25 protein-coding genes are annotated in these 23521 nt (G+C 71.6%); 17 read left to right on the top strand and 8 right to left on the bottom strand.

What is annotated here, in order from left to right; all coding sequences use genetic code 11:
* A partial coding sequence (locus Aau02nite_RS01770; protein WP_369076746.1) for an SAP domain-containing protein occupies positions 1–252 on the bottom strand: 252 nt, incomplete at its 3' end.
* A gap of 260 nt (positions 253–512) precedes the next feature.
* Positions 513–1850 carry an MDR family MFS transporter gene (locus Aau02nite_RS01765; RefSeq protein ID WP_212986500.1) on the bottom strand — a complete coding sequence of 446 codons (1338 nt, stop codon included), beginning with the start codon at positions 1848–1850 and terminating at the stop codon, positions 513–515.
* Positions 1851–1985: 135 nt separating this feature from the next.
* On the opposite strand from Aau02nite_RS01765, the gene Aau02nite_RS01760 reads away from it, so the two are divergent.
* On the top strand, positions 1986–2744 hold the full coding sequence (locus Aau02nite_RS01760; RefSeq protein ID WP_246594817.1) for a phosphoglyceromutase: 759 nt from the start codon (positions 1986–1988) through the stop codon (positions 2742–2744).
* Between the two features lie 64 nt (positions 2745–2808).
* On the opposite strand, the gene phoU is transcribed toward Aau02nite_RS01760, so the two are convergent.
* The gene (phoU, locus tag Aau02nite_RS01755) at positions 2809–3456 is read right to left on the bottom strand and encodes a phosphate signaling complex protein PhoU (RefSeq protein ID WP_212986498.1); all 648 of its coding nucleotides are present in this window, start codon (positions 3454–3456) and stop codon (positions 2809–2811) included.
* A 315-nt stretch (positions 3457–3771) separates the two neighbouring features.
* Between phoU and Aau02nite_RS01750 the strand changes: the two genes are divergently transcribed.
* The 3 genes from Aau02nite_RS01750 to Aau02nite_RS01740 all read left to right on the top strand — a co-directional run bounded on the left by Aau02nite_RS01750 (position 3772) and on the right by Aau02nite_RS01740 (position 6195).
* Positions 3772–4971: a sensor histidine kinase gene (locus Aau02nite_RS01750; RefSeq protein ID WP_438841089.1), complete on the top strand. Its 1200-nt coding sequence runs from the start codon at positions 3772–3774 to the stop codon at positions 4969–4971.
* 30 nt (positions 4972–5001) lie between these two features.
* Positions 5002–5685, top strand: a complete 684-nt coding sequence (locus Aau02nite_RS01745; RefSeq protein WP_212986497.1) for a response regulator — start codon at positions 5002–5004, stop codon at positions 5683–5685.
* 102 nt (positions 5686–5787) lie between these two features.
* Positions 5788–6195 carry a hypothetical protein gene (locus Aau02nite_RS01740; RefSeq protein WP_212986496.1) on the top strand — a complete coding sequence of 136 codons (408 nt, stop codon included), beginning with the start codon at positions 5788–5790 and terminating at the stop codon, positions 6193–6195.
* A gap of 40 nt (positions 6196–6235) precedes the next feature.
* Here Aau02nite_RS01740 and Aau02nite_RS01735 read toward each other — a convergent pair whose 3' ends face one another.
* Both Aau02nite_RS01735 and Aau02nite_RS01730 read right to left on the bottom strand, forming a co-directional pair.
* Positions 6236–7303 carry a right-handed parallel beta-helix repeat-containing protein gene (locus tag Aau02nite_RS01735; protein ID WP_212986495.1) on the bottom strand — a complete coding sequence of 356 codons (1068 nt, stop codon included), beginning with the start codon at positions 7301–7303 and terminating at the stop codon, positions 6236–6238.
* A gap of 38 nt (positions 7304–7341) precedes the next feature.
* Positions 7342–8187: a DUF3109 family protein gene (locus Aau02nite_RS01730; protein ID WP_212986510.1), complete on the bottom strand. Its 846-nt coding sequence runs from the start codon at positions 8185–8187 to the stop codon at positions 7342–7344.
* Between the two features lie 141 nt (positions 8188–8328).
* Between Aau02nite_RS01730 and Aau02nite_RS01725 the strand changes: the two genes are divergently transcribed.
* Positions 8329–9150 (top strand): sugar phosphate isomerase/epimerase family protein, encoded by an 822-nt coding sequence (locus Aau02nite_RS01725; protein ID WP_212986494.1) that lies wholly within the window; start codon positions 8329–8331, stop codon positions 9148–9150.
* Here Aau02nite_RS01725 and Aau02nite_RS01720 read toward each other — a convergent pair.
* Positions 9137–9673 (bottom strand): CGNR zinc finger domain-containing protein, encoded by a 537-nt coding sequence (locus tag Aau02nite_RS01720; protein ID WP_212986493.1) that lies wholly within the window; start codon positions 9671–9673, stop codon positions 9137–9139. The genes Aau02nite_RS01725 and Aau02nite_RS01720 overlap by 14 nt on opposite strands.
* A 79-nt stretch (positions 9674–9752) precedes the next feature.
* Here Aau02nite_RS01720 and Aau02nite_RS01715 point away from each other — a divergent pair, with 79 nt between their 5' ends.
* From Aau02nite_RS01715 to Aau02nite_RS01695, 5 genes are all read left to right on the top strand, one after another.
* Positions 9753–10673 carry a proline dehydrogenase family protein gene (locus tag Aau02nite_RS01715; protein WP_212986492.1) on the top strand — a complete coding sequence of 307 codons (921 nt, stop codon included), beginning with the start codon at positions 9753–9755 and terminating at the stop codon, positions 10671–10673.
* A 187-nt stretch (positions 10674–10860) separates the two neighbouring features.
* The gene (locus Aau02nite_RS01710; RefSeq protein ID WP_125803603.1) at positions 10861–11073 is read left to right on the top strand and encodes a helix-turn-helix domain-containing protein; all 213 of its coding nucleotides are present in this window, start codon (positions 10861–10863) and stop codon (positions 11071–11073) included.
* A 177-nt stretch (positions 11074–11250) separates the two neighbouring features.
* The gene (locus Aau02nite_RS01705; RefSeq protein ID WP_007465623.1) at positions 11251–11352 is read left to right on the top strand and encodes a 30S ribosomal protein bS22; all 102 of its coding nucleotides are present in this window, start codon (positions 11251–11253) and stop codon (positions 11350–11352) included.
* 69 nt (positions 11353–11421) lie between these two features.
* Positions 11422–12510 carry an NAD-dependent epimerase/dehydratase family protein gene (locus Aau02nite_RS01700; protein WP_212986491.1) on the top strand — a complete coding sequence of 363 codons (1089 nt, stop codon included), beginning with the start codon at positions 11422–11424 and terminating at the stop codon, positions 12508–12510.
* Complete coding sequence (locus tag Aau02nite_RS01695) at positions 12507–13535, top strand: lysophospholipid acyltransferase family protein (protein ID WP_212986490.1); 1029 nt, start codon at positions 12507–12509, stop codon at positions 13533–13535. The genes Aau02nite_RS01700 and Aau02nite_RS01695 overlap by 4 nt, the downstream gene beginning before the upstream one ends.
* A gap of 67 nt (positions 13536–13602) precedes the next feature.
* Here Aau02nite_RS01695 and Aau02nite_RS01690 read toward each other — a convergent pair whose 3' ends face one another.
* The gene (locus tag Aau02nite_RS01690; protein ID WP_212986489.1) at positions 13603–14757 is read right to left on the bottom strand and encodes a DUF5667 domain-containing protein; all 1155 of its coding nucleotides are present in this window, start codon (positions 14755–14757) and stop codon (positions 13603–13605) included.
* Between the two features lie 181 nt (positions 14758–14938).
* A complete protein-coding gene (locus Aau02nite_RS01685) occupies positions 14939–15886 on the bottom strand; it encodes an ECF subfamily RNA polymerase sigma factor, BldN family (protein ID WP_212986488.1) in 948 nt (315 codons plus the stop codon).
* Between the two features lie 309 nt (positions 15887–16195).
* On the opposite strand from Aau02nite_RS01685, the gene Aau02nite_RS01680 reads away from it, so the two are divergent.
* The 7 genes from Aau02nite_RS01680 to Aau02nite_RS01650 all read left to right on the top strand — a co-directional run bounded on the left by Aau02nite_RS01680 (position 16196) and on the right by Aau02nite_RS01650 (position 23402).
* Positions 16196–17707 carry an AMP-binding protein gene (locus Aau02nite_RS01680; RefSeq protein WP_246594816.1) on the top strand — a complete coding sequence of 504 codons (1512 nt, stop codon included), beginning with the start codon at positions 16196–16198 and terminating at the stop codon, positions 17705–17707.
* Positions 17704–17952, top strand: coding sequence for a glutaredoxin family protein (locus Aau02nite_RS01675; RefSeq protein ID WP_212986486.1), 249 nt, complete (start codon positions 17704–17706; stop codon positions 17950–17952). Before Aau02nite_RS01680 ends, Aau02nite_RS01675 begins: the two co-directional genes overlap by 4 nt.
* Before the next feature lie 9 nt (positions 17953–17961).
* Positions 17962–18603, top strand: coding sequence for an HAD family hydrolase (locus Aau02nite_RS01670; protein WP_212986485.1), 642 nt, complete (start codon positions 17962–17964; stop codon positions 18601–18603).
* Between the two features lie 257 nt (positions 18604–18860).
* Positions 18861–19601 (top strand): redox-sensing transcriptional repressor Rex, encoded by a 741-nt coding sequence (locus Aau02nite_RS01665; protein WP_212986484.1) that lies wholly within the window; start codon positions 18861–18863, stop codon positions 19599–19601.
* A complete protein-coding gene (locus tag Aau02nite_RS01660; protein WP_212986483.1) occupies positions 19598–20893 on the top strand; it encodes a glutamyl-tRNA reductase in 1296 nt (431 codons plus the stop codon). The genes Aau02nite_RS01665 and Aau02nite_RS01660 overlap by 4 nt, the downstream gene beginning before the upstream one ends.
* The gene (gene hemC / locus Aau02nite_RS01655) at positions 20890–21819 is read left to right on the top strand and encodes a hydroxymethylbilane synthase (RefSeq protein WP_212986482.1); all 930 of its coding nucleotides are present in this window, start codon (positions 20890–20892) and stop codon (positions 21817–21819) included. The genes Aau02nite_RS01660 and hemC overlap by 4 nt, the downstream gene beginning before the upstream one ends.
* Positions 21816–23402, top strand: a complete 1587-nt coding sequence (locus tag Aau02nite_RS01650; protein ID WP_212986481.1) for a bifunctional uroporphyrinogen-III C-methyltransferase/uroporphyrinogen-III synthase — start codon at positions 21816–21818, stop codon at positions 23400–23402. Before hemC ends, Aau02nite_RS01650 begins: the two co-directional genes overlap by 4 nt.
* The last annotated feature ends 119 nt before the right edge of the window (positions 23403–23521 follow it).

The following is a 23521-nucleotide window of genomic DNA, read 5'->3' as shown; positions in this document are numbered from 1 at the left end:
CTTCTTCGCCGCGGTGCTCTTCGTGCTCTTCTTGGCCGTCGAGCCCTTCTTGGTCGCGGCGACCTCGGCCTTGATGAGTCTCTGGACCAGCTCGGGCTTCTTGAGCTCAGCGGTGTCCTTGACGCCGTGGGTGCGCAGCTTCTGCCGCAGTTCGGCGACCTTCATCTTGGCGATCGCACCCTCGCGCACGTCAGGGGTGTTCGGGGAGTCGTTGTGCGCCGTCGGATTCTTGGCGGTCCTGGTGGCTGCCACGCGGTGTCATCCTCTCGAGTTCCGTTGTAGAGCTGCGTCGATCGGATACCCGTACCCCCGAACGGCTTCGCGGACACCCGGGTGCGCCCGATCAAGGTCAGGAGCTGGATGTCGTGCCTGGTTGCAGGGTGCTGACCGGCGCTCCCGCCGAGACCGGGCGAGGGTGACCATTCGCCTGGCGGGCTCATGAGCGGCCACCCTCACCCTGCCGGCTGATTGCACGGCCGAACCCCGGCAGGCTCCAACCGGCGAGCCGGCGTCTAGTCCCGGTCCGGGACTTTGATCGGTGCCGGAGGTGTCGTGTCTTCCTCGTGGCGGGTTTCGCCGGTGGACGGCGGCGCTCCGGCCGGCATCGGTGGCTCCGAGGGTGCGGTCGGCATCGCCGCTCGCAGGGCCGACGCGCGGCGTTCGCGGGCCGGCCCCGAGGCGATCTGGCCCGCCGCCACCACGACGCCGATGCCGGCGCAGCCCAGCCACAGGACCGTGCTGCCCAGATGCTGCTGCACGACGCCGCCCACGATCGGGGCCAGGGCCGAGCCCGCCGACCAGGACAGCGAGCTCACTCCCTGGTAGCGACCGCGCAGCTCGGCCGGGGAGAGTTCCGCGATCAGCGCCGAGTTCGACGGCGACTGGAGCATCTCGCCGAGGGTCCAGATCACCACCGACAGGGCGTAGAGGGCCACGGTGCCGGCGAAGGCGTTCAGGCCGAAGCCCACGCCCATGATCAGGGTGGCCAGGGCCAGCACCCGGGTGCGGTCGTGACCGTCGATCAGCTTCGGGACGAAGAGCTGGCCCGCCACGATCATCAGGCCGTTGATGGCGATGACCCAGCCGAAGGTGGCCGGGCTCAGGCCGTCTGCGGTCATCGAGATGGGCAGGGTCGACATGTGCTGCATGACCACCAGCACGACGAAGAAGTTGAGCACCAGGAAGGCGAGGAACACCCGGTCGCGGAAGACGGTGCCCAGACCGGGGCCGCGGGCCGCTCGCCCCCGCTGCGGCCGGGCGGCGGTGCGCGCCGGGCGGGTCTCAGCCAGGAAGATCAGGCTGATCACGGCGGTGGCCAGGGTGGTGGCCGCGTCGACGACGAACAGCAGCAGGTAGTCGAACTGGGCGGCGAAACCGGCCAGGACGGCGGCGCTGGCGAAGCCGAGGTTGATCGCCCAGTAGTTCAGCGAGTAGGCCCGGATCCGGTCCCGCTCCGGCACGATGTCGATCATCATGGCCTGGAACGCCGGGCGTACCCCGTCGGCGAAGACGCCGAGCAGCAGGGCCCCGGCGGCGAGCTGCCAGAAGCCCTCGGCGAAGCCGAGCGCGAGCATCAGAGCGGCCGCGCCGAACTGGGCGGTGAGCAGGGTCGGGCGCCGGCCCCAGCGGTCGGCCAGCACCCCGCCGGTCATCGTGCCGATCGCGCCGCCGACCCCGTACGCCCCCAGCACCAGACCGGCCTGGCTCTGGCTGAAGTCCAGCGCCTGGGTCAGGTAGATGGCCAGGTAGATCACGACGAAGGCGCCCAGCCGGTTGATCAGCGTGCCGGTCCAGAGGAACCAGAACTGTCTCGGTAGACCGCCCGTCGCCTGCTGTAACCACCCGCGCACGCGTGCACCCCCGTAAGCACCGGCAAACCCTTGCAGCCTTACAACGTACTGATCGCGCCCTGACCCCGCAGCCGGGTTTCCACGTGGTGGTCGCCACTGAGGGTCGCCGCACGGGCCGGCCGGGGCTGCGGCAGGATGGAGGGCATGACTGTGGGGACCCTTGTGCTGCTGCGGCACGGCGAGAGCGAGTGGAACGCCAAGAATCTGTTCACCGGCTGGGTCGACGTCGACCTCACGGCCAAGGGTGAGCAGGAGGCCCGGCGGGGCGGCGAGCTGTTGAAGGAGCACGGCCTGCTGCCCGACGTCGTGCACACCAGCCTGCTGCGCCGGGCGATCCGCACCAACGAGATCGCGCTGCACGCCGCGGACCGGCACTGGATCCAGGTGCGCCGTTCGTGGCGGCTCAACGAGCGCCACTACGGCGCACTGCAGGGCAAGGACAAGAAGCAGACCAAGGAGCAGTACGGCGAGGAGCAGTTCATGCTCTGGCGCCGCTCGTACGACACCCCGCCGCCGCCGATCGACGACAGCGACGAGTATTCGCAGTTCGCCGACCCGCGCTACGCCCAGCTGCCGCCGGAGCTCAAGCCCCGCTCCGAGTGCCTCAAGGACGTTCTCCTGCGCGCCCTGCCGTACTGGTACGACGCGATCGTGCCGGACCTGCTGGCCGGCAAGACCGTCCTGGTGACCGCGCACGGCAACTCGCTGCGTGCGATCGTCAAGCACCTCGACCAGATCTCCGACGAGGCGATCGCCGGGCTGAACATCCCGACCGGCATCCCGCTGCGCTACGACCTGGACGAAACCCTGCGCCCGGTCACCGCGGGCGGCGCCTACCTCGACCCCGAGGTGGCCAAGGCTGCCGCCGCGGCGGTCGCCAACCAGGGCCGCTGAACCGCCACGACACCGGAAAGGCCGGGACGCCCGCCAGGGCGTCCCGGCCTTTCGTGCGGGTGGGTCAGTTGATGACCGGCTTGCCGGTGATCAGGTAGATCATCTGCTCTCCGGCGTTCACCGCGTGGTCGGCGTACCGCTCGTAGAAGCGGCCCAGCAGCGCGCCGTCGATCGCGGTCTCCGCCCCGTACGGCCAGTCGTCGTGCAGCAGGACCTTGAACAGGTCGCGTTCGAGGTCGTCCATCGCGTCGTCGTCCTTCTCCAGCTCCGCCGCCAGGTCGGCGTCGGGGCTGGCCAGGACCGTGGTGATCTTGTCGGCCATCCGGTCGGCGACCTCGGCCATCTGCCGGAACACGGGCCGCAGCTCGGCGGGCACCGCCGGGGAGGGGTGCCGGCGCAGGGCGGTCTTGGCCACGTGCTCGGCCAGGTCACCCATCCGCTCCAGGTCGGCCGAGATGTGCAGGGCGGTGATGACCATCCGCAGGTCGGACGCGACCGGCGCCTGCCGGGCGATGGTGTCCGCCACCTTGGCCTCGACCTGGCGGTAGATGTCGTCGACCTCCGCGTCACGCGCCACCACCGCGTCGGCGGCCTCCCGGTCGGCCTTGAGCAGGGCGGTGGTCGCCTTGCGCATCGCGGCGCGGACCGATTCCGCCATGGTCACCAGCAGGCGACTGACCTCGGTGAGGTCGGCCTGAAACTCCTCGCGCATGATTTCGTCCCGGGGTTCGGGGCTGCCGGCGAACCGGTGGCAGCCGGGTTGAGCTGGACTCGCGGGGCCCAGGCTAGGCGGGTGCGGCGGCCTGGACATGAACGGCGGTGAACGACGCCGGGCCGGGTGGTGAACATTATTCGAAGCGCGCCGGATTTGTCCGATTAGACGTACGGTCCAGGTAAACAATGACCCTACGATCGCAGCGTGGATCCGGTGTTCGGCACAGCCCTCGTTCTCGTCGCACTCGCCGTCGGCGTGGCGGCCGGGTTCCTGCTGTCCCGGTACCGCCGGACCGGGCCGCCGGTCACCGCGGTGCCGAAGCCGGCCGCGGCCCGGTCGACCGAGGGGGGACGAAAGATCGACATCGACGAGGAGCGCCTCGGCAAGCACGGGATGAAGGGTCTGGGCCGCAAGGGCCTGGACTCGCTGCGGGTCGGCGTGGTGGTGCTCGACGCCGAGGACGAGCCTGTGCTGGTCAATCCGGCGGCGCGGGCCATGGGGCTGCTGCGCTCCGGTGGGGCTCCCGGGACGATCGCGGCGCATCCGATCCTGCGTACCCTCGCCGGCCAGGTCCGCCGCACCGGCGTGCGTCGCGAGGTCGAGCTCGATCTGCCGCGCGGCCGCGCCGGCGGGGCCCAGGCACCGCTCGGGCTGCACCTGCGCGCGGTGGCCCTGAACTCCACGCATGTCGCCGTCGAGGCGGCCGACGTCACCGAGTCGCACCGGCTGGCCCGGGTCCGCCGGGACTTCGTCGCCAACGTCAGTCACGAGCTCAAGACCCCGATCGGCGCGCTGCAGCTGCTCGCCGAGGCCCTGCTGGACGCGACCGAGCTGCCCGAGGCCGAGCTGGCCGACCGCTCCGAGGACCTGATCGCGGCCCGGCGGTTCGCCGAGCGCATCCACCACGAGTCCGCCCGGATGGGCCGGCTCGTCAACGAACTGCTCGAACTGACCCGCCTGCAGGGCGCCGAGCCGTTGCCCGCCCCGGAGCCGGTCGCCCTGGACTGGGTGATCGCCGAGGTCGTCGACCGCACCCGCACCACGGCGTCGGCCAAGGGCATCGACGTCGTCTACACCGGCCCCAAGGGCGCAACCGTGTACGGCAGCGACACCCAGGTCGCCACCGCGGTGACCAACCTCGTCGAGAACGCGATCGCGTACTCGGGCGAGAACACCGAGGTCGCGCTGACCATGCGCCAGGACGACGACTGGATCGAGATCGACGTCACCGACCAGGGCATCGGCATCGCCCCGCACGACGTCGACCGGATCTTCGAACGCTTCTACCGGGCCGACCAGGCCCGCTCCCGCTCGACCGGTGGCACCGGCCTCGGCCTGGCCATCGTCAAGCACATCGCCACCAACCACGGCGGCCGCGTCGAGGTCTCCAGCACACTCGGTGGTGGCTCGACGTTCACCCTGCGCCTACCGGCGCGCCCCCCGGAAACCCCCCTGCCGTTACCGGCGGCGATTGAGATCGAGTCCGGCGCGGCCGGGCTCCCTTCGGCCTGACCAGGCCGCCCTTCAAGGAAGGAACCCCCATTGGCTCGCGTGCTCGTGGTCGAGGATGAGGAGTCGTTCTCCGACGCCCTGTCGTACATGCTGCGCAAGGAGGGCTTCGAGGTGTCGGTCGCGGCGACCGGGACCTCGGCGCTGACGCAGTTCGACCGGACCGGCGCCGACATCGTCCTGCTCGACCTCATGCTGCCCGAGATGTCCGGCACCGAGGTGTGCCGGCAGCTGCGGCAGCGTTCCGCCGTACCGATCATCATGGTGACGGCCCGGGACAGTGAGATCGACAAGGTCGTCGGCCTGGAGATCGGTGCGGACGACTACGTCACCAAGCCGTACTCGCCGCGCGAACTCGTCGCCCGGATCCGCGCGGTCCTGCGCCGGCAGGGCGCGGAGGCGGCGGAGGTGACGACACCGACGCTGGCGGCCGGCCCGGTCCGGATGGACGTGGAACGGCACGTGGTGACGGTGGACGGCTCGTCGGTGCAGCTGCCGCTGAAGGAGTTCGAGCTGCTGGAGCTGCTGCTGCGCAACGCGGGCCGGGTGCTGACCCGGGGCCAGCTCATCGACCGGGTCTGGGGCGCCGACTACGTGGGCGACACCAAGACCCTGGACGTGCACGTGAAGCGGCTGCGCTCCAAGGTCGAACCGGAGCCGTCGGCGCCCCGGTTCATCGTCACGGTCCGGGGTCTGGGCTACAAGTTCGAGCCGTAGGCCGCTGGCACGAACGTGCGATGTGGAGGCTGTGACCAGCCGACAGCTTCAGGTCACCACGGCGGGCGAGCACGCTGCGCCGGGCCTGAACCGAGGTGTCTCATGAGCTCCTTCCCTTCGCGGCGGACCGTGCTGTCGACCGCCGTCGCTGGTCTTTTCGGCGTATCCGTCGCTGCCTGCGGCGGTTCCGGCACCGGCTCGTCGTCCGGCGCTGCACCGACGGCCGTGGCCGCCACCACCGGGGCGGCGGCCACGCCCGCGGGAGACAGCAAGACCGTCTCGGCCACCGACCTGTGCGCCTTCCTCGAGAAGAACGTGTCCCGCTGGAAGGCGGCGGGCGGGGAGTTCGCCGCGATGACCCAGGTCACCGTGGAGTTGTCCAGCTTCTACCAGGAGCAGGGCCTGGTCCCGCCGGACGCCGAGCTCGACGTGCAGACCAGGGCGGAGTGCCCGGACGTGCGCACCGAGGTGCTGAAGACCATCGGGTTCGACAACTTCACCGAGCTGTGAAGCGACGGGCGCCGGCCTGGCGGGGCCGGCGCCCGTGCCGTCACGGGGTGACCGCGATGTTCGTCAGGCCGCTGGCCGCCCCGGTCACCGTGTTCGAGGCGTGGACCACGTTCAGGTTGCCCGCGCACTTGGACGTGGACGTCACGTTGATCGCCCACCTGCCGGCGCCGCCCAGGTCGCTGTGGTTGTCGCGCCAGACGTTGCCGCAGCCGGAGCCCGCTGTCGGGTGGTGCGTCTCGTAGCCGTTCGCGAAGACCCCGGGGGCGCTGAAGCTGCCGGTGTTGCTCTCGATCAGGTAGTTGCTGCCCTTCACGTCCAGCCACGAGTCCGCCGAGTTCTGGCCCGCGATGCCCTGCCCGTTCCAGGTGTTGCCGCGGATCACGCCGCCGGCCGTGCCCTCCTTCACGTCCACGTGCTCGGCCGTCACGCCCGGACCGACCCGGTTGTTCAGCACCTGGATCCGGTCCGAGGCGTCGATGCCACCGGTGTTGCCGTGACAGGACCAGTTGGAGTTGGCCGAGCCGAGGTAGATGCCCTCGCCGTACTGGGGCTGGGCCGTGCCGGTGCGCTCGATCCGGGAGTTGCGGATGACGCCGTCCGCCGAGGAGCGCCGGAAGTGCACGCCCTCGTCGCCGATGTCGTGCACGAAGACGCCGTCGATCGTGACGTGCGGAGAGGCGTCGATCATGATGCCCTTGGCCGCGCCGGTCACCGTGAAGCCGCTGAGGTTCCAGTGCGCGGCCCCGTACAGCCAGAAGCCGTAGCCGGGGTCGAAGCCCGCGGCCGGCACCGAGCAGCCGGGGTTGGTCCCCGAGGTTTCGGGGTTGGTCAGGATCGCCGTGGGCGGGCCGGTCAGGGTGATCGGCGCGGCGGCCGTGCCGGCCGCGCGGCTTAGGAACGCGCCGCTGTAGGTGCCGGGCGCCAGCCGGATCGTCTGGCCCGGCCGGGCGGCGGCCAAGGCGGCACTGAGCTGGCCGGCGGTGCCGACATCCACGACGGGACCGGTCGCCGGCGGCGTGGGCGGCGGGGTCGTGGGCGGCGGCGTCGGGGCGGTGCCGCCCGCCACGAGGGCAAAGATGCAGACGAGCAGGGGAACTTGGGGGGACATTCAGTTAGTTAAATTAACTGATGGACTCCCGTCAATGGTCAGCTCGCCTGCGGCGGGGTAGCCGGCTCCCGTCCGCCGCGCTTCTTCGGCGCCCGGGCCGCCTCCGCGGCGACCGTCGCCGGATGCGGCGCGATCAGCTTGGACTGCAGGCGGATGTCGCACAGCCGGGCCAGCTCGTCGTACGCCTCCTGGCCGACCAGCGCGATCAGCTCGGGCGCGTACGACTTGTACATCGGCTCGGTGCCGACGTGCGCGTCCGGTGAGGACGTGCACCACCAGTCCAGATCGTGCCCGCCCGGACCCCAGCCGCGCCGGTCGAACTCGGTGAGCGTGGACAGCAGGTACTTCGTGCCGTCGGGCCGCTTGGTCCAGTCCTGCTCGCGGCGCACCGGGAGCTGCCAGCAGACGTCCGGCTTGTAGGTCAGCGGGTGCACCCCGTCGCGCAGCGCCTGGGCGTGCAGCGCGCAGCCGCCGCCCCCGGCGAAGTCGGCGTCGTTGAGGAACACACACGGCCCGTCCTTGGACTGCGTCGCCGTCCGGCGGGCGGGCTTCTCCCCGTCGATGGTGTCCATCGCGGTGTAGTTCCTGAACCCGCGGCGGTAGTGCTGCCAGGTCTCGGGCGTCAGCTTGGCCGCGGCGTTCTTGGTGCGGGCCTCGTCGTCGGCGTCGGTGAAGAAGGCGCCGTGCGAGCAGCAGCCGTCCTGGGCCCGACCGGCCACGATGCCGTGGCAGGCGGAACCGAAGACGCAGGTCCACCGGGACAGCAGCCAGGTCAGGTCGGCCCGGACCACGTGCTGGTCGTCGGCGGGGTCGGTGAACTCGAGCCATTCCCGGGGGAAGTCGAGGGGAACTTCGCGGGCACGGGCGGCGGCCGCCTCGTCCATCACGATGCGTATCTGGGTGCGGCGACTCACCTGCGACAGCGTACGCGTGCGGGTGGTGAACCCCGGTGCGGCGGAGCGTTTCGCCCCCGTATATCCCGACTGGGAACTGGCGTGTGTGCCGGACGGGTCTACGCTTGAGCGGTGACTTCCCGCGTCCCCGTACTCCTGTCCAGCTCGTCGGTCTTCCCCGAGCCGACCGCTGCCGCGTTCGAGATGGCGGCGACGGTGGGTTACGACGGTGTCGAGGTCATGGTCTGGACGGATGCCGTCAGCCAGGACGCCGGCGCGCTGCAGGGTCTGGCCGACCACTACGACGTCCCGGTGCTGTCCGTGCACGCGCCCTGCCTGCTGGTGACCCAGCGGGTGTGGAGCCCGGACCCGTGGGAGCGCCTCGACCGCGCCGCCCAGCTCGCCGAGACCCTGGGCGCGCCCACAGTGGTCGTGCACCCGCCGTTCACCTGGCAGCGTGACTACGCCCGCAACTTCGCCGGCGGCCTGGCCGAGATGCAGACCCGCCACCCGGACGTCACGTTCGCGATCGAGAACATGTACCCCGTACGGATGGCCGGCCGGAATTTCGTGCCCTACGTGCCGGGCTGGGATCCGACCGAGGCGGGCTACGACGCGTACACGCTGGATCTGTCGCACGCCGCCGCCTCGCGGACCGACTCGATGGACCTGGCCGACCGGATGGGCCGGGGGCTCAAGCACGTGCACCTGGGCGACGGCACCGGCGAGGGCCGCGACGAGCACCTGGTGCCGGGGCGGGGCAATCAGCCGTGCGCCGAGCTGCTGCAGTCGCTGGCCGGGCGCGGTTTCCGGGGCTCGGTGGCGCTCGAGGTCTCCACCCGCAAGGTGGCCAGCCGGGCGGTCCGCGAGGCCGACCTGCGCGAGTCGCTGGCCTTCGCCCGGCACCACCTGGCGCCGGCCGCCACGGCGACCGCGGCGGTTACGCGGGGGTGAGGGTCGCGGCGCGCTTGCGGGCCCGGTGCGCGGCCACGTGCGAGCGGGTCGCGCAGCGTTCCGAGCAGAACCGCCGGCAGTTGTTCGACGACGTGTCGAGGTAGACGTTGCCGCAGCGCTCGTCGGCGCAGATGCCGAAGCGGGCGCTGCCGTACTCGCAGAGCCAGACCGACAGGCCCCACACCGCGCCGGCCAGGTATTCGGCGCTGACCGAGGCGCCGCGGCTGGTGACGTGCATGTGCCAGTCGGACGCGTCGTGCCCGGAGATGCGCGGCTGCACCGGGTACGCCTCCAGGAGCGCGTTCAGCTCGGTGACGGCGTCGGCGTCACGCCCGGTGGTGCCGTACTCGAAGACGTCACGCAGCCGGCGCTGGGCGCGGCGGAAGACCCCGAGGTCCTTCTCGGCGACCTCGTCCCGCATCCAGGTCTGGTCCTCGCTGAACAGCGCCCGGAGACCGTCGAGGTCGGCGAGCCCGGCGTTCACCAGCTCGACGGCCGTACGCGCGTACGCATCGAAGTTCACCCGACAACCGTAGCCGCACCGTGAAGCACAAAGACAGCTCTACCGAGAGGGTTGCGAGGACGGGCGATACGCTCGGCGCATGCTCCGTTCCGTCTTTCTCGCCGCCGCCGGGTCGTCCCGGATGGAGCGGCTGATCTCCTCCGCCCCGGTCAGCAAGGGGGTCGTCCGCCGGTTCGTGGCCGGCGCCGGTGTCGACGACGCCCTGCGCGCCAGCCGGGAGCTCGCCGACGACGGCCTCGCGATCAGCCTGGACTACCTGGGCGAGGACACGCTGACGGCCGAGCAGGCGACCGCCACCCGCGATCAGTACCTGACCCTGCTGGGCCGGCTCAGCGGGGCCGGCCTGACCCCGGCGGCCGAGGTCAGCGTCAAGCTGTCCGCGCTGGGGCAGAAGGTCGACGACCGGATGGCGTTCGGCTACGCGCAGGAGATCTGTGCCGCGGCGGCCGCGGCGGGCACCACGGTCACGCTCGACGCCGAGGACCACACCACCACGGACTCGACCCTGGAGATCCTGGCCGAGCTGCGCAAGGACCACCCGGGCACGGGGGCGGTCCTGCAGGCGTACCTGCGCCGTACCGAGGGGGACTGCCGGGAGCTGGCCACCACCGGCTCGCGGGTGCGGCTGTGCAAGGGCGCGTACGCCGAGCCCGAGTCGGTCGCGTACCAGTCGGCTCTGGACGTCGACAAGGCGTACGTGCGCTGCCTGAACATCCTGATGTCGGGTGACGGCTATCCGATGATCGCCACCCACGACCCGCGGCTGATCGCCATCGCCGAGGACCGGGCCCGCTGGTTCGACCGCTCGGCCGACGAGTTCGAGTTCCAGATGCTCTACGGCGTCCGCCCCGAGGAGCAGGCCCGGCTGGCCGCCGCCGGTCACACCGTGCGCGTCTACGTGCCCTACGGCGACCAGTGGTACGGCTACCTGATGCGCCGCCTGGCCGAGCGCCCGGCCAACGTGGCGTTCTTCGGACGGGCGCTGACCAGCAAGAAGTAAGTCACCTTTCGGGGGAGAACCCGCCACAAGGGGCGTGTCGGCTTGACTTTTTGTGGTTATTTCACGGAACGCATCGTCTTGATCACAGGAGTCTCGATACCGTACTGATGACACGCGCGCCCGCCCGTCGCGGAGCACGGCCTGACGGCCGCGGCGGAGGCGCCTGCGAAAGGATCGGTGCGAGGAGATGACGGGTCCAGCCCAAGCCGAGGAGCGCCTCGCCGAGGTGCGCTTCCTGACCGTGGCCGAGGTGGCCGCCCTCATGCGGGTGTCCAAGATGACCGTCTACCGGCTCGTGCACGGCGGCGAGCTCAGTGCCGTACGGGTCGGTCGTTCGTTCCGCGTGCCGGAGCACGCCGTGCACACGTACCTGCGGGGAGCCTTCAGCCAAACGGCGTGACCGTGGGGCCGTGTTGGTCCCGGCGAGGCCGGGCCGCTACGCTGGAGCGGTTCGCCCCCGTGACACCTGCGCGCTTCTCATCCGGCGCCGGTGCGGGGCGAGCCGCCGTCAAGCTCGGTCGGGTGTGCCTGCGGGTGCGCAGGGACCGGCCCCACATGGTTTCGAGAGGCATTTCGTATGGGCTCCGTGGTCAAGAAGCGTCGCAAGCGTATGGCGAAGAAGAAGCACCGTAAGCTGCTGCGCAAGACCCGCGTTCAGCGTCGCCGTCTCGGCAAGTGAGGTCCGGCCGGGCGTGACGCCCGGCCCGGTCACTTGCCTTCCCCACCGCCGCATGCGAAAGGCGCGCCCGTGGTGACGTCTTCTCCCGCGGCCCCGCCGAGGGTCGTCGTGGTCACCGGGGTCAGCCGATTCCTCGGTGCCCGGGTCGCCGCCCGGCTCGCCGCGGACCCCCGTGTCGAACGTGTCATCGGCCTGGATCCGCTCGATCCGCCGCCGGCCCTCGCGGGCCTGCTGGCGGACGTCGAGCTGATCCGGGCTGATGCGCGCGCCGCGAGCGGTGCCATCGCCGAGCTCGGTGCCGAGGCGGTCGTGCATCTCGCGGTCACCAGCGCGCCCGACCCGAACAGCGGTGGCCGCGCAGCGATGAAAGAGCAGAACGTCATCGGCACGATGCAGCTGCTCGCCGCCGCCCAGGGCGCCGACCGGCTGCGCAAGCTGGTGGTGCGCTCCTCCACGGCGGCGTACGGTGCCTCGTTCCGCGACCCGGCCGTCTTCACCGAGGAAACCGAGCCCCGGGCCGTCCCGCGTGGCTCCTTCGCGCGCGACATCCTCGACATCGAGGGCTACGTGCGCGGGTTCCGCCGTCGCCGGCCCGAGGTAGCCGCCACCGTGCTGCGGTTCGCGCCGTTCCTCAGCTCCACCGCGGAGACCTCGCTCACCCGCTACTTCGCGCAGCCGGTGATCCCGACCGTGCTGGGCCGCGACGCCCGGCTGCAGTTCGTGCACGTCGACGACGCGCTGGAGATCCTGCACCGCTCGGTGGTCGAGGACCACCCGGGCACGTTCAACGTCGCCGGTGCGGGCGTGCTCGCACTCTCCCAGGCCGTCCGCCGGGCCGGGCGGATCTCCGTGCCGCTGCCCGAGGGCACCCTGTCCTCGGTCGCCGCACTGGCCCGCAACGTCGGCATCGGCCAGATCGGCCTGGACCAGATCGACCTCTTCGTGCACGGCCGGGTCGTCGACACCAGCCGGCTGGTCAAGGAGTTCGGCTTCAGCCCGCGCACCACCGCGGCCGCGTTCGACGACTTCATCCACGGTCACCGCACCGGCCAGGCGCTGAACGCCGACCGGCTGGCCGCCGCCGAGCGCGCGATCCTCGACGGCATCCGCCGGGTCCGCGCCGCCGCGACGCAGGACCAGGAGCACGCATCCTCATGACCCAGGACGAGTACCACGCCGCGCTGCCCGGGCACGCGGACTTCGAGCTGCCCGCCGCCCGGGCGCCGAAGCCCCTGAACGGCAACCGGCCGGGCCGGCGCCGGGTCCTGCCCGCCGCCAACGGTCCCGCCCCGGCCCAGGTCGAGGCGGCCGCGCCTGAGCCCGACCGGCAGCGGGATCCGGTCGACGTCTGGGATCAGCGGGTCGCCGCCGGGCTGGCGTTCCTGCGCCGGCGGCTGGCGGGGGCGTACGAGGTCGACGAGTTCGGCTTCGACGCCGAGCTCACCGACGCGGTCTTCCAGCCGATGCTGAAGGTGCTCTACCGCGACTGGTTCCGCACCGAGGTGTTCGGCGTCGAGAACGTGCCGGACACCGGTGGCGGGCTCATCGTCGGCAACCATTCGGGCACCGTGGCGCTGGACGCGCTCATGCTCACCGTCGCCCTGCGCGACCAGCACCCGAGCGACCGGCATCTGCGGCTCCTCGGCGCCGACCTGGTGTTCCGCCTGCCGGTGCTGTCCGAGCTCGCCCGTAAGTCGGGCGCCACGGTGGCCTGCAACCCGGACGCCGAGCGGCTGATGAGCGAGGGTGAGCTGGTCGGGGTCTTCCCCGAGGGCTTCAAGGGCATCGGCAAGCGCTTCTCGGACCGGTACAAGCTGCAGCGCTTCGGCCGGGGCGGCTTCGTCTCGGCCGCCCTGCGGACCGGCACCCCGATCGTGCCGGTGGCGATCGTGGGCGCCGAGGAGATCTATCCGATCCTGGCCGATCTCAAGCCGCTGGCCCGGCTGCTCGGCATGCCGTATTTCCCCGTCACGCCGACGTTCCCGTGGCTCGGGCCGCTGGGCCTGGTCCCGCTGCCCAGCAAGTGGCTGATCGAGTTCTGCCCGCCGATCCCGACCGCGCACCTGACCGAGTACGCGGACGATCCGATGGTCGTCTACAACCTGGCCGATCAGGTCCGCGAGACGATTCAGGCCACATTGCACACTCTTCTGGAGAAGCGTCCGGACCCGTTCGGCTTGTAGCATGTGCAGTGAGGGGCGGCCCCGACTCTTGCAGTCGGACACCGCCCCTCGCCACGTTCAGGACCGTTCAGCTTCCGAAGAGGTTCCCCAGCAGCCCGCCGAGCAGACCCTTGTCCTTCTCGTCGGGGACGACATCGGCCGGATCCTCGGTGAGCAGCGGCTCCGGGGTCTCCGTCGGGGTGTCGGTCGCGGGGAGCTCGGTGTCGGGCTGGACCGCCTGGCCGCCGCGGGTCGGGTCGGTCGTCGGTTCCGCGGTTTCCTTCGGCTTCGCCTTCTTGTCGGCGTCGCCCTTGTTGCCGCTGCCGGTCGTTGCCTCCCGCTGGACCTGGCCCGACGGCTGTTCGTCGGGGGCGCCGGTGGCAGCGCCGGTCGTGCAGTCGCGCAGCTTCGGACCAATCGCGTCGCCACCGGACTGGGTCACCGTGTCGCAGGCGAGCCCGGCGCGCAGGTCCTTGGCCCGCTCGTGCACCGAGTCGAGCAGCTTGATCGAGGTCAGCGCCCGTTCGCGGTTGTCCGGGCTGAGCCGGTCCAGCCGTGGGTTGAGCACCCGGCGCTGGTTCTCGACGAAGGAGTCGACCGAGGTCAGCGGCGTCCTGTCCTTGCGCGCCACGGCCGCGGACGTGAGCAGCTTGACGCCCTGGCGGGTGTCGTTGTCCATGTCACCGAGGACCTGACGGAACCTCGGGTTGTCACCCTTCATCGCGGCCGCCTCGGCGAGGCGGTTGCGGGCGAAGGTCAGGGACAGCTGACCCCGGGTGACGTCGGAGCCGGCCATGGCCAGCTGAGCACGTTCGGTGGAGCGCTTGACCCCGTACAGGGCGTCGCCCGGTGCGGCGTTCTCGCTCGCTGCGGAGATACCAGAGACGGCCATGGCACCGGCGGCGACGCCGATGACGATCGCACCGCGGGCACGGATCCGGCGGCCGGTCTTGCCGAGCATCTTGCGGACCGGCTCGGCCGGCTCCTGCTCGGTGGCTGTGGCGGTCGCCCCGATACCGTCCCGCTCGGCCGTGGCCACGAGCATCGCTCGCAGGCCCGTCCGGAACTCGGGGTCCACCTGGACCCCGGACCGTGCCGCGGAGAGGCTGTGCCCGATGGCGACCAGCTCGGCGAGTTGCTCGTCGGCCTGCCCCCGGGTGTGATGGCGACGGCCGCCGTTGGTCTCGTCGAGCAGCTCCGCGAAGCGCTCGGCGCTCCGGCGATCGAAGATGTTCAAGTTCACCGCGGGCACCTCCCTTCGCTCGTGACTGAAACGCCTGCGAAATTGCCGGCGGTCGCGACGGAACCGGCGGGCCGACGGCCCACCACTGGTCGCATCCGGACAAACGCGCGACGGGCGGGCCCGGTTACGGGTGTCAGCTGGGCGGCGAGGCCCACAGAGATCGACATACGGTGAATTGCCGTCACCACTGGAACCCTTCGGGCAGCAACCGGGCCAGTGCCCGGACGGCCCGGTACTGCAGTGCTTTGATGGCACCTTCGTTCTTGCCCATGGTCTGCGCGGTCTCGGCCACCGAGAAGCCCTGTAGGAAGCGCAGCACGATGCACTCCTGCTGCTCGGGGTTGAGCTGCTTGACCGCGGTGAGCAGCGCCACGTTGGTGATGTGGTCGACGACGGCGGCCTCGGGGCTGCCCTCGGGACCACGGTCCTCGCGGTCGGCGTCCAGCACGTCGCCGGTGGTCACCTCGAGCCGGTAACGGCCCGACTTGAAGTGGTCGGCGACCAGGTTGCGGGCGATGGTGACCAGCCAGGCGCCGAGGTCACGGCCCTGCCAGGTGAAGCTGCCGATCCGCTTGAGCGCCCGCAGGAACGTGTCGGAGGTGAGGTCCTCGGCCAGCTGACGGTTGCCGACCCGGAAGTAGACGAACCGGAAGACCGTGTCGACGTACCGGTCGTAGATCAGGCCGAAGGCGGCCGACTCGCCCGCCTGGGCCCGCTCGACCAGCGCCCACACCTCGGCGGCGGCGTCACCCGGGTCGGGACGCGCCGGATACTTCGGTGGTTCGGCCTCGCTCGGTGGCCCGGTGGTGCTCTGGGTCGGCACCACGACCGTTTCGTCGGTCGTTCCGGCCCGGCGGTCCGGGCCGGCCTGCTGCGGGGGCTGCGCGGGCCGGCCCGGTACGGCCACCCGCCCGCTGCCCGGCTTGGCGTTCCCCGTCGGCGGCAGGTGCCGGCTCGGGGACTCGTTGATGTGCGGCCGGTTCCGGGTCCGCTTGGGTCCGTCGCTGCGGATCGCGTGCGCGATCGTGCCGTCGATGCCCCGGCGGAGGGCGCTCAGGCCCTCCGTGAGCGCGAGACGCGCCGCGAACACATCACGGCTGTACGGATCGCCGGCGTACACATGACTCACTGCGCCTCCTTGACCCGGCGGGCCGTCGATGAGGGGTGTCCAGAACCGGATCCACAACAAAAGGGGTGGGGCGGCCGTAAAAGGGCAGGCCCGCCTCACCCACGGATGTGGACTCCGTTACACAGACGGGAAGTATTGCGGAGCTTGACCACGGGCAGTCGCACACTGTGTGCGCTGTGCGAAATTACTCCGAAGTGGCGCAGAGTGCACATCAGGAACATCTGTCACCATGTAGGACACCTCGAAAGGGTGCCCGGACCTGCTGTCCGGCCACCCGATCGAGGGGCTTCTGTGCCAGACTCGGGCGTCGTGGAGAACAGCGCGCGTGACCCGGTCCGCACATCCGCGCGGCAACGCCCCGACGCCCCCGCCCTGATCGCCGGCGATACCGTCGTCGCCTGGGCTGACCTGGACGAACGCGTGTCGCGGGCGGCCGCTCGGCTGGCCGCCGGCACCAGCGCGGGCGATCGGGTGGCCCTGGTGCTGGGCAACACCGTCGAGTTCGCCGTCGCCTACTTCGCGGCGCTGCGGGCGGGTCTGGTCGCCGTGCCGCTCAATCCCGGCTACACCGCTGACGAGCTGACCTTCGCGCTGACCGACAGTTCGGCCGCCCGGGTCGTCGCCGACGATGCGGTGCTGGGCCGGTTGCGGTTGTCCGAGGGTGTAGCCGTACCTGTGGGGGAGCTGGTGTCCGGGCCACCGGACGCGCCGCACCCCGCACCGGCCGCCGACGACCTCGCGGTCCTGCTCTACACCTCCGGCACCAGCGGGCGGCCGAAGGGCGCGATGCTCACCCACCGTGCCCTCGCCGCCAATCACGACCAGCTCGCGCTCATCGAGCCACCGGTGCTGAGCGCCACCGACGTGGTCCTGCTCGCCATCCCGTTCTTCCACGCCTACGGGCTCAACACGGGCCTCGGCGCGATCGCCCACTACGGCGCCTGCGGCGTGCTGGTGGACCGCTTCGAGCCGGCGGCCACCCTGTCCCTGATGGCAGAACACCAGGTCACAGCGGTCATCGGGGTGCCGTCCATGTATGCCGCCTGGGCGCGCGAGCCGGCCGCGCGCGAGGCGCTGGCGGCGGTGCGGACGGCGGTATGCGGTGCGGCGCCGCTCGATCCGGCCGACGCCGCGGCCTTCACGGCCGCGACCGGGAAGACCGTGCTGGTCGGGTACGGCCTGACCGAAGCCGCCCCGGTGCTCACCACGACCGCGGTCAGCGACCGGGAGAAGACCGGCTCGATCGGCCGCCCGCTGCCCGGGGTGTCGCTGCTGCTGCGCACGGCCGACGGGCAGGTGCTGTGGCGCGACGGGCTGGTCACGGACGCCGAGGAGGATGCCGAGCTGGACCTCGACCTGGAGGTCAGTGCCGGCACCGACCCCGGGGAGATCGTCGTGCGCGGCGCGAACCTCTTCTCCGGATACTGGCCGGACGGCGCCGACGGCCCGGACGCCGACGGCTGGTGGGGCACGGGTGACATCGCGTACGCCGACGCGGACGGCGACCTGGTGCTGGTGGACCGGATCGGTGAGCTGATCCTGGTCAACGGCTTCAACGTCTATCCGGCGGAGATCGAACGGGTGCTCGACGCGCACCCCGGCGTGGCCGAGGCGGCGGTGATCGGCATCGCGGACCGGCTGACCGGGCAGGCCCCGTACGCCTACGTCGTGCCCGCCCTCGACCCTCCGCCCACCCCGGCCGAGCTGCAGGTCCACTGCGCCGCCGAGCTGGCCCGGTTCAAGCTGCCGGCCGGCATCGAGCTGGTCACCGAGCTGCCGCACTCGGCCATCGGCAAAGTACGCAAGGGAGCACTGCGATGACCCGGATCACCCTGATCAGCCGGGACGGCTGCCACCTGTGCGAGGTGGCTGAGCAGACCCTCGACCGGATCGCCCCCGGGCAGTGGACCCGGGTGGAGATCTCGGACTCGGTGGAGCTGGAACGCGACTACGGCGACCGGGTGCCGGTGGTGCTGCTCGACGGCGAGGAGCACGGCTACTGGCGGGTCGAGGAAGACCGCCTGGTGCGAGATCTCGGTAGACCGGCGGGTACCCCGCGCCTGTAATCTCGCGCGGTGGCTCGCAATCACCTTGTCTGGGACTGGAACGGCACCCTGCTCGACGACCTGTCGCTGGTCGTCTCCTCGACCAATCACACGTTCCGAGTGGTCGGTGGGCGCAGCGTCGACAGCGACGAGCACCGGCAACGTTTCCGCCGGCCGGTCGCCGACTTCTACGCCGAGATCCTCGGGCGGGCCGTCGACGCCGAGGAGTTCGAGGAGCTCGACCGGATCTTCCACCAGGCATACCGGGCCGGGCTGACCACGACCTCGCTGGCCGCCGACGCCGAGGCCGCGATCAAGGCGTGGCCGGGCAGCCAGTCGCTGCTGAGCATGTGGTTCCACGACGAGCTGGTCCCCGCTGTGCGGACCTACGGGCTGGCCGGCATGTTCACCCGCATCGACGGACGGCCCACCGAGGTCGACGGCGGCCTCAAGGCCGGCCACCTCGCGCGGCACCTGGCCGAGCTCGGCATCCCCGGCGAGCAGGCGGTGCTGATCGGTGACTCGCTGGACGACGCCGAGGCGGCCGAGTCGGTCGGCGGCGCCTGTGTGCTGTACACCGGGGGCTTCACCGACCCGGCCCGGTTGCGGGCCAGCCGCCGTCCGGTGGCGGACACCCTCGTCGATGCGGTACGCCTCGCCGGACAGCTGTGATACTCGTCGTCGGAATAACGACGTCATTGGCATACCGGGGTGGCTACCGGTAATACTCGGCAGAGGGCCGGCGGGTAACACGCCGACTCGATCTTTGTCCAATTCCGCTATCAAGATCGCGATTTGTGCACGCCTTCACAAGCGCCTACTCTGTGACTTCGACGAGCCCCGCTATCACAGCCGGTCCACGCAGGCGTCACCGGTCCAGGACCTGCAGCAGGGCTCACCGTAGGTTCGCCTCGTCGGCACGGAGTCAGATGAGTCAGCAGCGTCAAGGAAGCACGCCGGCCACCACCGGCGCAGTACCGGCCTTCCCGGATCTTCCGGAGGCGACGATCGCGCGGCTACCGGAATACCTTCGCGCCCTGCACAACCTCGCCGAGACCGGTTCCGAGACGGTCTCCAGCGAAGGCCTCGCCGCGGCGGCCGGGGTCAATTCGGCCAAGCTGCGCAAGGACCTCTCCCACCTGGGGTCGTACGGCACCCGGGGCGTCGGTTACGACGTCGCGCTGCTCATCGACCAGATCGAGTACATCCTCGGCCTGGACCAGCGCCGCGCCGTGGCCCTGGTCGGCGTGGGTAACCTCGGCCACGCCCTGGCCGGCTACGACGGTTTCGCCAGCCGCGGGTTCCGCATAGTGGCCCTGTTCGACGCCGATGCCGAGCAGGTCGGCAAGCCGCTCAACGGGCTCACCGTGCGGCACATCGACGAGCTCGGCCAGGCCGTCGTCGAGGAGGGCATCACCATCGGCGTGATCGCCACCCCGGCGGGCGCCGCGCAGGCCGTCGCGGACGATCTGGTGGCTGCGGGGGTCACCAGCATCCTCAACTTCGCGCCCTGCGTGCTATCCGTCCCGGCGGGCGTCGACGTGCGCAAGGTCGATCTCGCCATCGAACTGCAGATCCTGTCGTTCCACGAGCACCGCAAGGCGTCGCTGACGGCGATCCCCGGCGGGCGCTCACCGGAGGCAGGCAACCAGGAGGCGGTCGGGTCGTGAATCTCCTCAGCGTCGGTGCGTCCTACCGGACGGCCGGGGTCGACACCCTCGGACGTCTGACCATCGCCGGGTCCGACATCCCGGCCGTACTGGAGAGGCTCGTCGCGCAGCCGTACGTCGGCGAGGCGGTGGTGCTGTCCACCTGCAATCGCGTCGAGGTGTACGCGGCTGTCTCCGGCTTCCACGGCGGCCTCGGCGACGTCTGCAACGTCCTCGCCGAGCACTCCGGCATCGGCGCCCAGGATCTCGCCTCTTACCTCTACGTGCACTACGACGAGGCGGCCGTGCGCCACTCGTTCCGGCTCGCGGCCGGCCTCGAGTCGATGGTCGTGGGCGAGGCGCAGATCCTCGGCCAGCTCCGCGACGCGTACCACGCGGCGACCGAGACGGACACCGCCGGCCGGCTGCTGCACGAGCTGATGCAGCAGACGCTGCGGGTCGGCAAGCGGGCGCACGCCGAGACCGGCATCGACCGGGCCGGGCAGAGCGTCGTCACCGCCGCCCTGGAGGTGGCCGCGGCCACCCTCGGCGGCGAGCTGTCCGGGCGCACCGGCCTGGTCATCGGGGCCGGCTCGATGGGGGCGCTCTCCGTGGCGACCCTGACCCGTTCCGGCGTCGGGCCCCTGCAGATCACCAACCGCGGCGCCGCCCGGGCCGACCGGCTCGCCGAGGCCTACGGCGCCACGGCGGTCCCGTTCCGCGCGCTCGACCAGGCGATCGCCGCGGCCGACATCGTGGTCTGCGCCACCGCGTCGACCGAGCCGGTGCTCACCGCCGACATGCTGATCGGCCGGGAGCAGCCGCTGGTCGTGCTCGACCTGGCCGTGCCGCGCGACGTGGCCCCCGGGGTCGGCGAGCTGCCCGGCTTCACCGTCGTCGACATCGACAGCCTGGCCGCGAGCCGGCGCACCCTGCCGGCCGCCGCCGAGACAGCCGCGGTCGAGCAGATCGTCGCGGCCGAGGTCGAGCACTTCCTCTCCTGGTTGCGCGGTGCCGAGGTCGCGCCGACCGTCGCCGCCCTGCGCACCCGGGCCGAGGACGTGGTCAGCGCCGAGCTGCGCAAGCTGTCCGCGCGCCGGCCGGAATTCACCGATGAGCAGCGGGCCGACGTTTCCCGTACCCTGCACCGGGTCGTCCAGCAGCTGCTGCACTCGCCGACCGTGCGGGTCCGCCAGCTCGCCGCCGAGCCCGGCGGTGACCAGTACGCGGCGCTGCTGCGTGAGTTGTTCGACCTCGACGTCCCGCACGCCACCCAGGCCGACGCCGTACCCGAGATCGGAGGACAAGCGTGAGCACACCGCTGCGCCTCGGCACCCGGGGCAGCGCCCTCGCGCTCGCCCAGTCCCAGCTGGTCGCCGACTCGCTGACCGCCGCGACCGGCCGCCCGGTCGAGCTCGTGCGCATCGTGACAGCCGGTGACCGCTCCGGCGCGCCGGTGGCCCAGCTCGGCGTCGGGGTGTTCGTCTCCGCGCTGCGCGACGCGCTGACGGCCAAGGAGATCGACTTCGCCGTCCATTCGTACAAGGACCTGCCCACGGCTCCGCACCCGGGCCTGCACATCGCGGCCATCCCGCAGCGTGAGGACCCGCGTGACGCGCTCATCGCGCGGGACAACCAGACGCTCGCGGAGCTGGCCCCCGGCGCCACGATCGGCACGGGCGCGGTGCGCCGAATCGCGCAACTGCATGCTTTGGGCCTACAGTTGCAGGTCACGCCGATCCGCGGCAATGTCGACAGCCGCATCGCGAGGGTGCTCGGTCCCGGGGCCGACCTCGACGCGGTTGTCCTGGCCCGGGCCGGCGTGGTGCGTCTCGGCCGGGCCGCCGAGATCACAGAGACGTTGGACCCGATGCTCATGCTGCCCGCCCCCGCCCAGGGTGCGCTGGCGGTCGAGTGCCGATCCGACGACGCAGACCTGGTCGAGCTGCTGGCCGCACTCGATCATGCACCGTCCCGCGCCGCCGTCACGGCGGAACGGGCGATGCTCGCCACGCTCGAGGCCGGTTGCTCCGCACCGGTCGCGGCACACGCCGAGCTCGCCGAGGGTGAGCAAGGCGACGAGATCTACCTGCGCGGTGCGGTGATCAGCCCGGACGGGGCCCGAGCTGTCCGGCTGTCGCGCACCGGAACGCCCGCCGACGCGGCGGAGATCGGCAAGGCGCTCGCCGCCGATCTCCTCGACAACGGCGCCGACACCCTGATGGGGAGCACAGAATGACCACCCGCACCGCCCGCAAGTCCGCAGGGCGTATCGCTTTCGTCGGCGCCGGACCCGGCGATCCCGGCCTGCTGACCCGCCGGGCTCACGACACCCTCGCCGACGCCGACCAGGTCGTCTACGACCGTGGCGTGCCCGAGTCGCTCCTTGCGGCCATCCGGGCGGAAGCCAAGGGCGACACCCAGTTCAGCCCGGCCGAGGGCGCACCCGGCGACGTCGCCAAGGTGCTGCTCTCCGCGGCCAAGTCCGGCCTGTCGGCCGTGCACCTGGTCGCCGGTGACCCGTTCGGTCACGAGGCCGTCGTCAAGGAGGTCCAGGCCGTCGCCCGGACCGCCGTGCACTTCGAGGTCGTGCCGGGCCTGGGCCAGGCCGAGGGGGTGGCCACCTACGCGGGTGTGCCGCTGCCCGGCGTGCGCACCGCCGCCGACATCGACGACGTCACCGCCCTGGACTTCGACGCGCTGGCCGCGGCCGCGGTCAAGGGGTCGTTCGCGGTCGCCGTCGACGCCGGTGACCTCGCCGCGGTCCGCGACGGCCTGCTGGCCGCGGGCGTCGAGCCCGGCACGCCGGTCGGCGTGACCGGCGACGGCACCGGCGAGACGCAGTACACGACCACCTCGTCGGTGGACAGCTTCGTCGCGGCGGCGCTCGGCTTCACCGGCCGGGTCGTGCTCACCGTCGGCGCGGAGGTCGCCCAGCGCGACAAGCTGAGCTGGTGGGAGAACCGCCCGCTGTACGGCTGGAAGGTCCTCGTCCCGCGCACCAAGGAGCAGGCGGGCGCGATGAGTGCCCGGCTGCGGGCGTACGGCGCCATCCCGTGCGAGGTGCCGACGATCGCCGTCGAGCCGCCGCGCACCCCGGCGCAGATGGAACGCGCGGTCAAGGGCCTGGTCGACGGCCGGTACGCCTGGGTGGTCTTCACCTCGGTGAACGCGGTCCGCGCGGTGTGGGAGAAGTTCGCCGAGCACGGTCTGGACGCCCGCCACTTCGGCGGCGTCAAGATCGCCTGCATCGGTGAGGCCACCGCTGACGCCGTCCGCGCGTTCGGCATCCAGCCGGAGCTCATCCCGGCCGGGGACCAGTCCAGCGAGGGCCTGCTGGCCGAGTTCTCGCCGCACGACGAGATCCTCGACCCGGTCGGCCGGGTGCTGCTGCCGCGGGCCGACATCGCCACCGAGACGCTGGCCGCTGGCCTGATCGAGCGCGGCTGGGAGGTCGACGACGTCACGGCGTACCGCACGGTCCGCGCGGCCCCGCCGCCGGCCGACATCCGCGACGCGATCAAGTCGGGCGGTTTCGACGCGGTGCTGTTCACCTCGTCCTCCACGGTCCGCAACCTGGTCGGCATCGCGGGCAAGCCGCACGCCCGCACGGTCGTCGCGGTGATCGGCCCGAAGACGGCCGAGACGGCGACGGAGTTCGGCCTGCGCGTCGACGTCCAGCCGCAGCACGCGTCGGTCCCCGACCTGGTCGAGGCCCTCGCGTCGTACGCGGTGGAACTGCGCGAGAAGCTGGCGGCGATGCCGGCCAAGCAGCGCCGCGGCTCGAAGGTCCAGGGCCCGACGGCCCTGCGCTTCCGCTGATCTCACGCGGACCGGCCCGGTGACGGGCCGGTCCGCTGCACCACCGGGCCGGCTCCGCGCCGGCTGGTTTTCGCCGGACCGGCACTGTTGCCGGCCTGGCCGGGGCGGTTGTCCGACCG

Origin of the sequence: Actinoplanes auranticolor (genome assembly GCF_018332655.1) — a bacterium.
In the GTDB taxonomy this organism is placed as follows: Bacteria; Actinomycetota; Actinomycetes; order Mycobacteriales; family Micromonosporaceae; genus Actinoplanes; species Actinoplanes auranticolor.
This window is presented reverse-complemented; position numbering and strand designations above follow the sequence as displayed.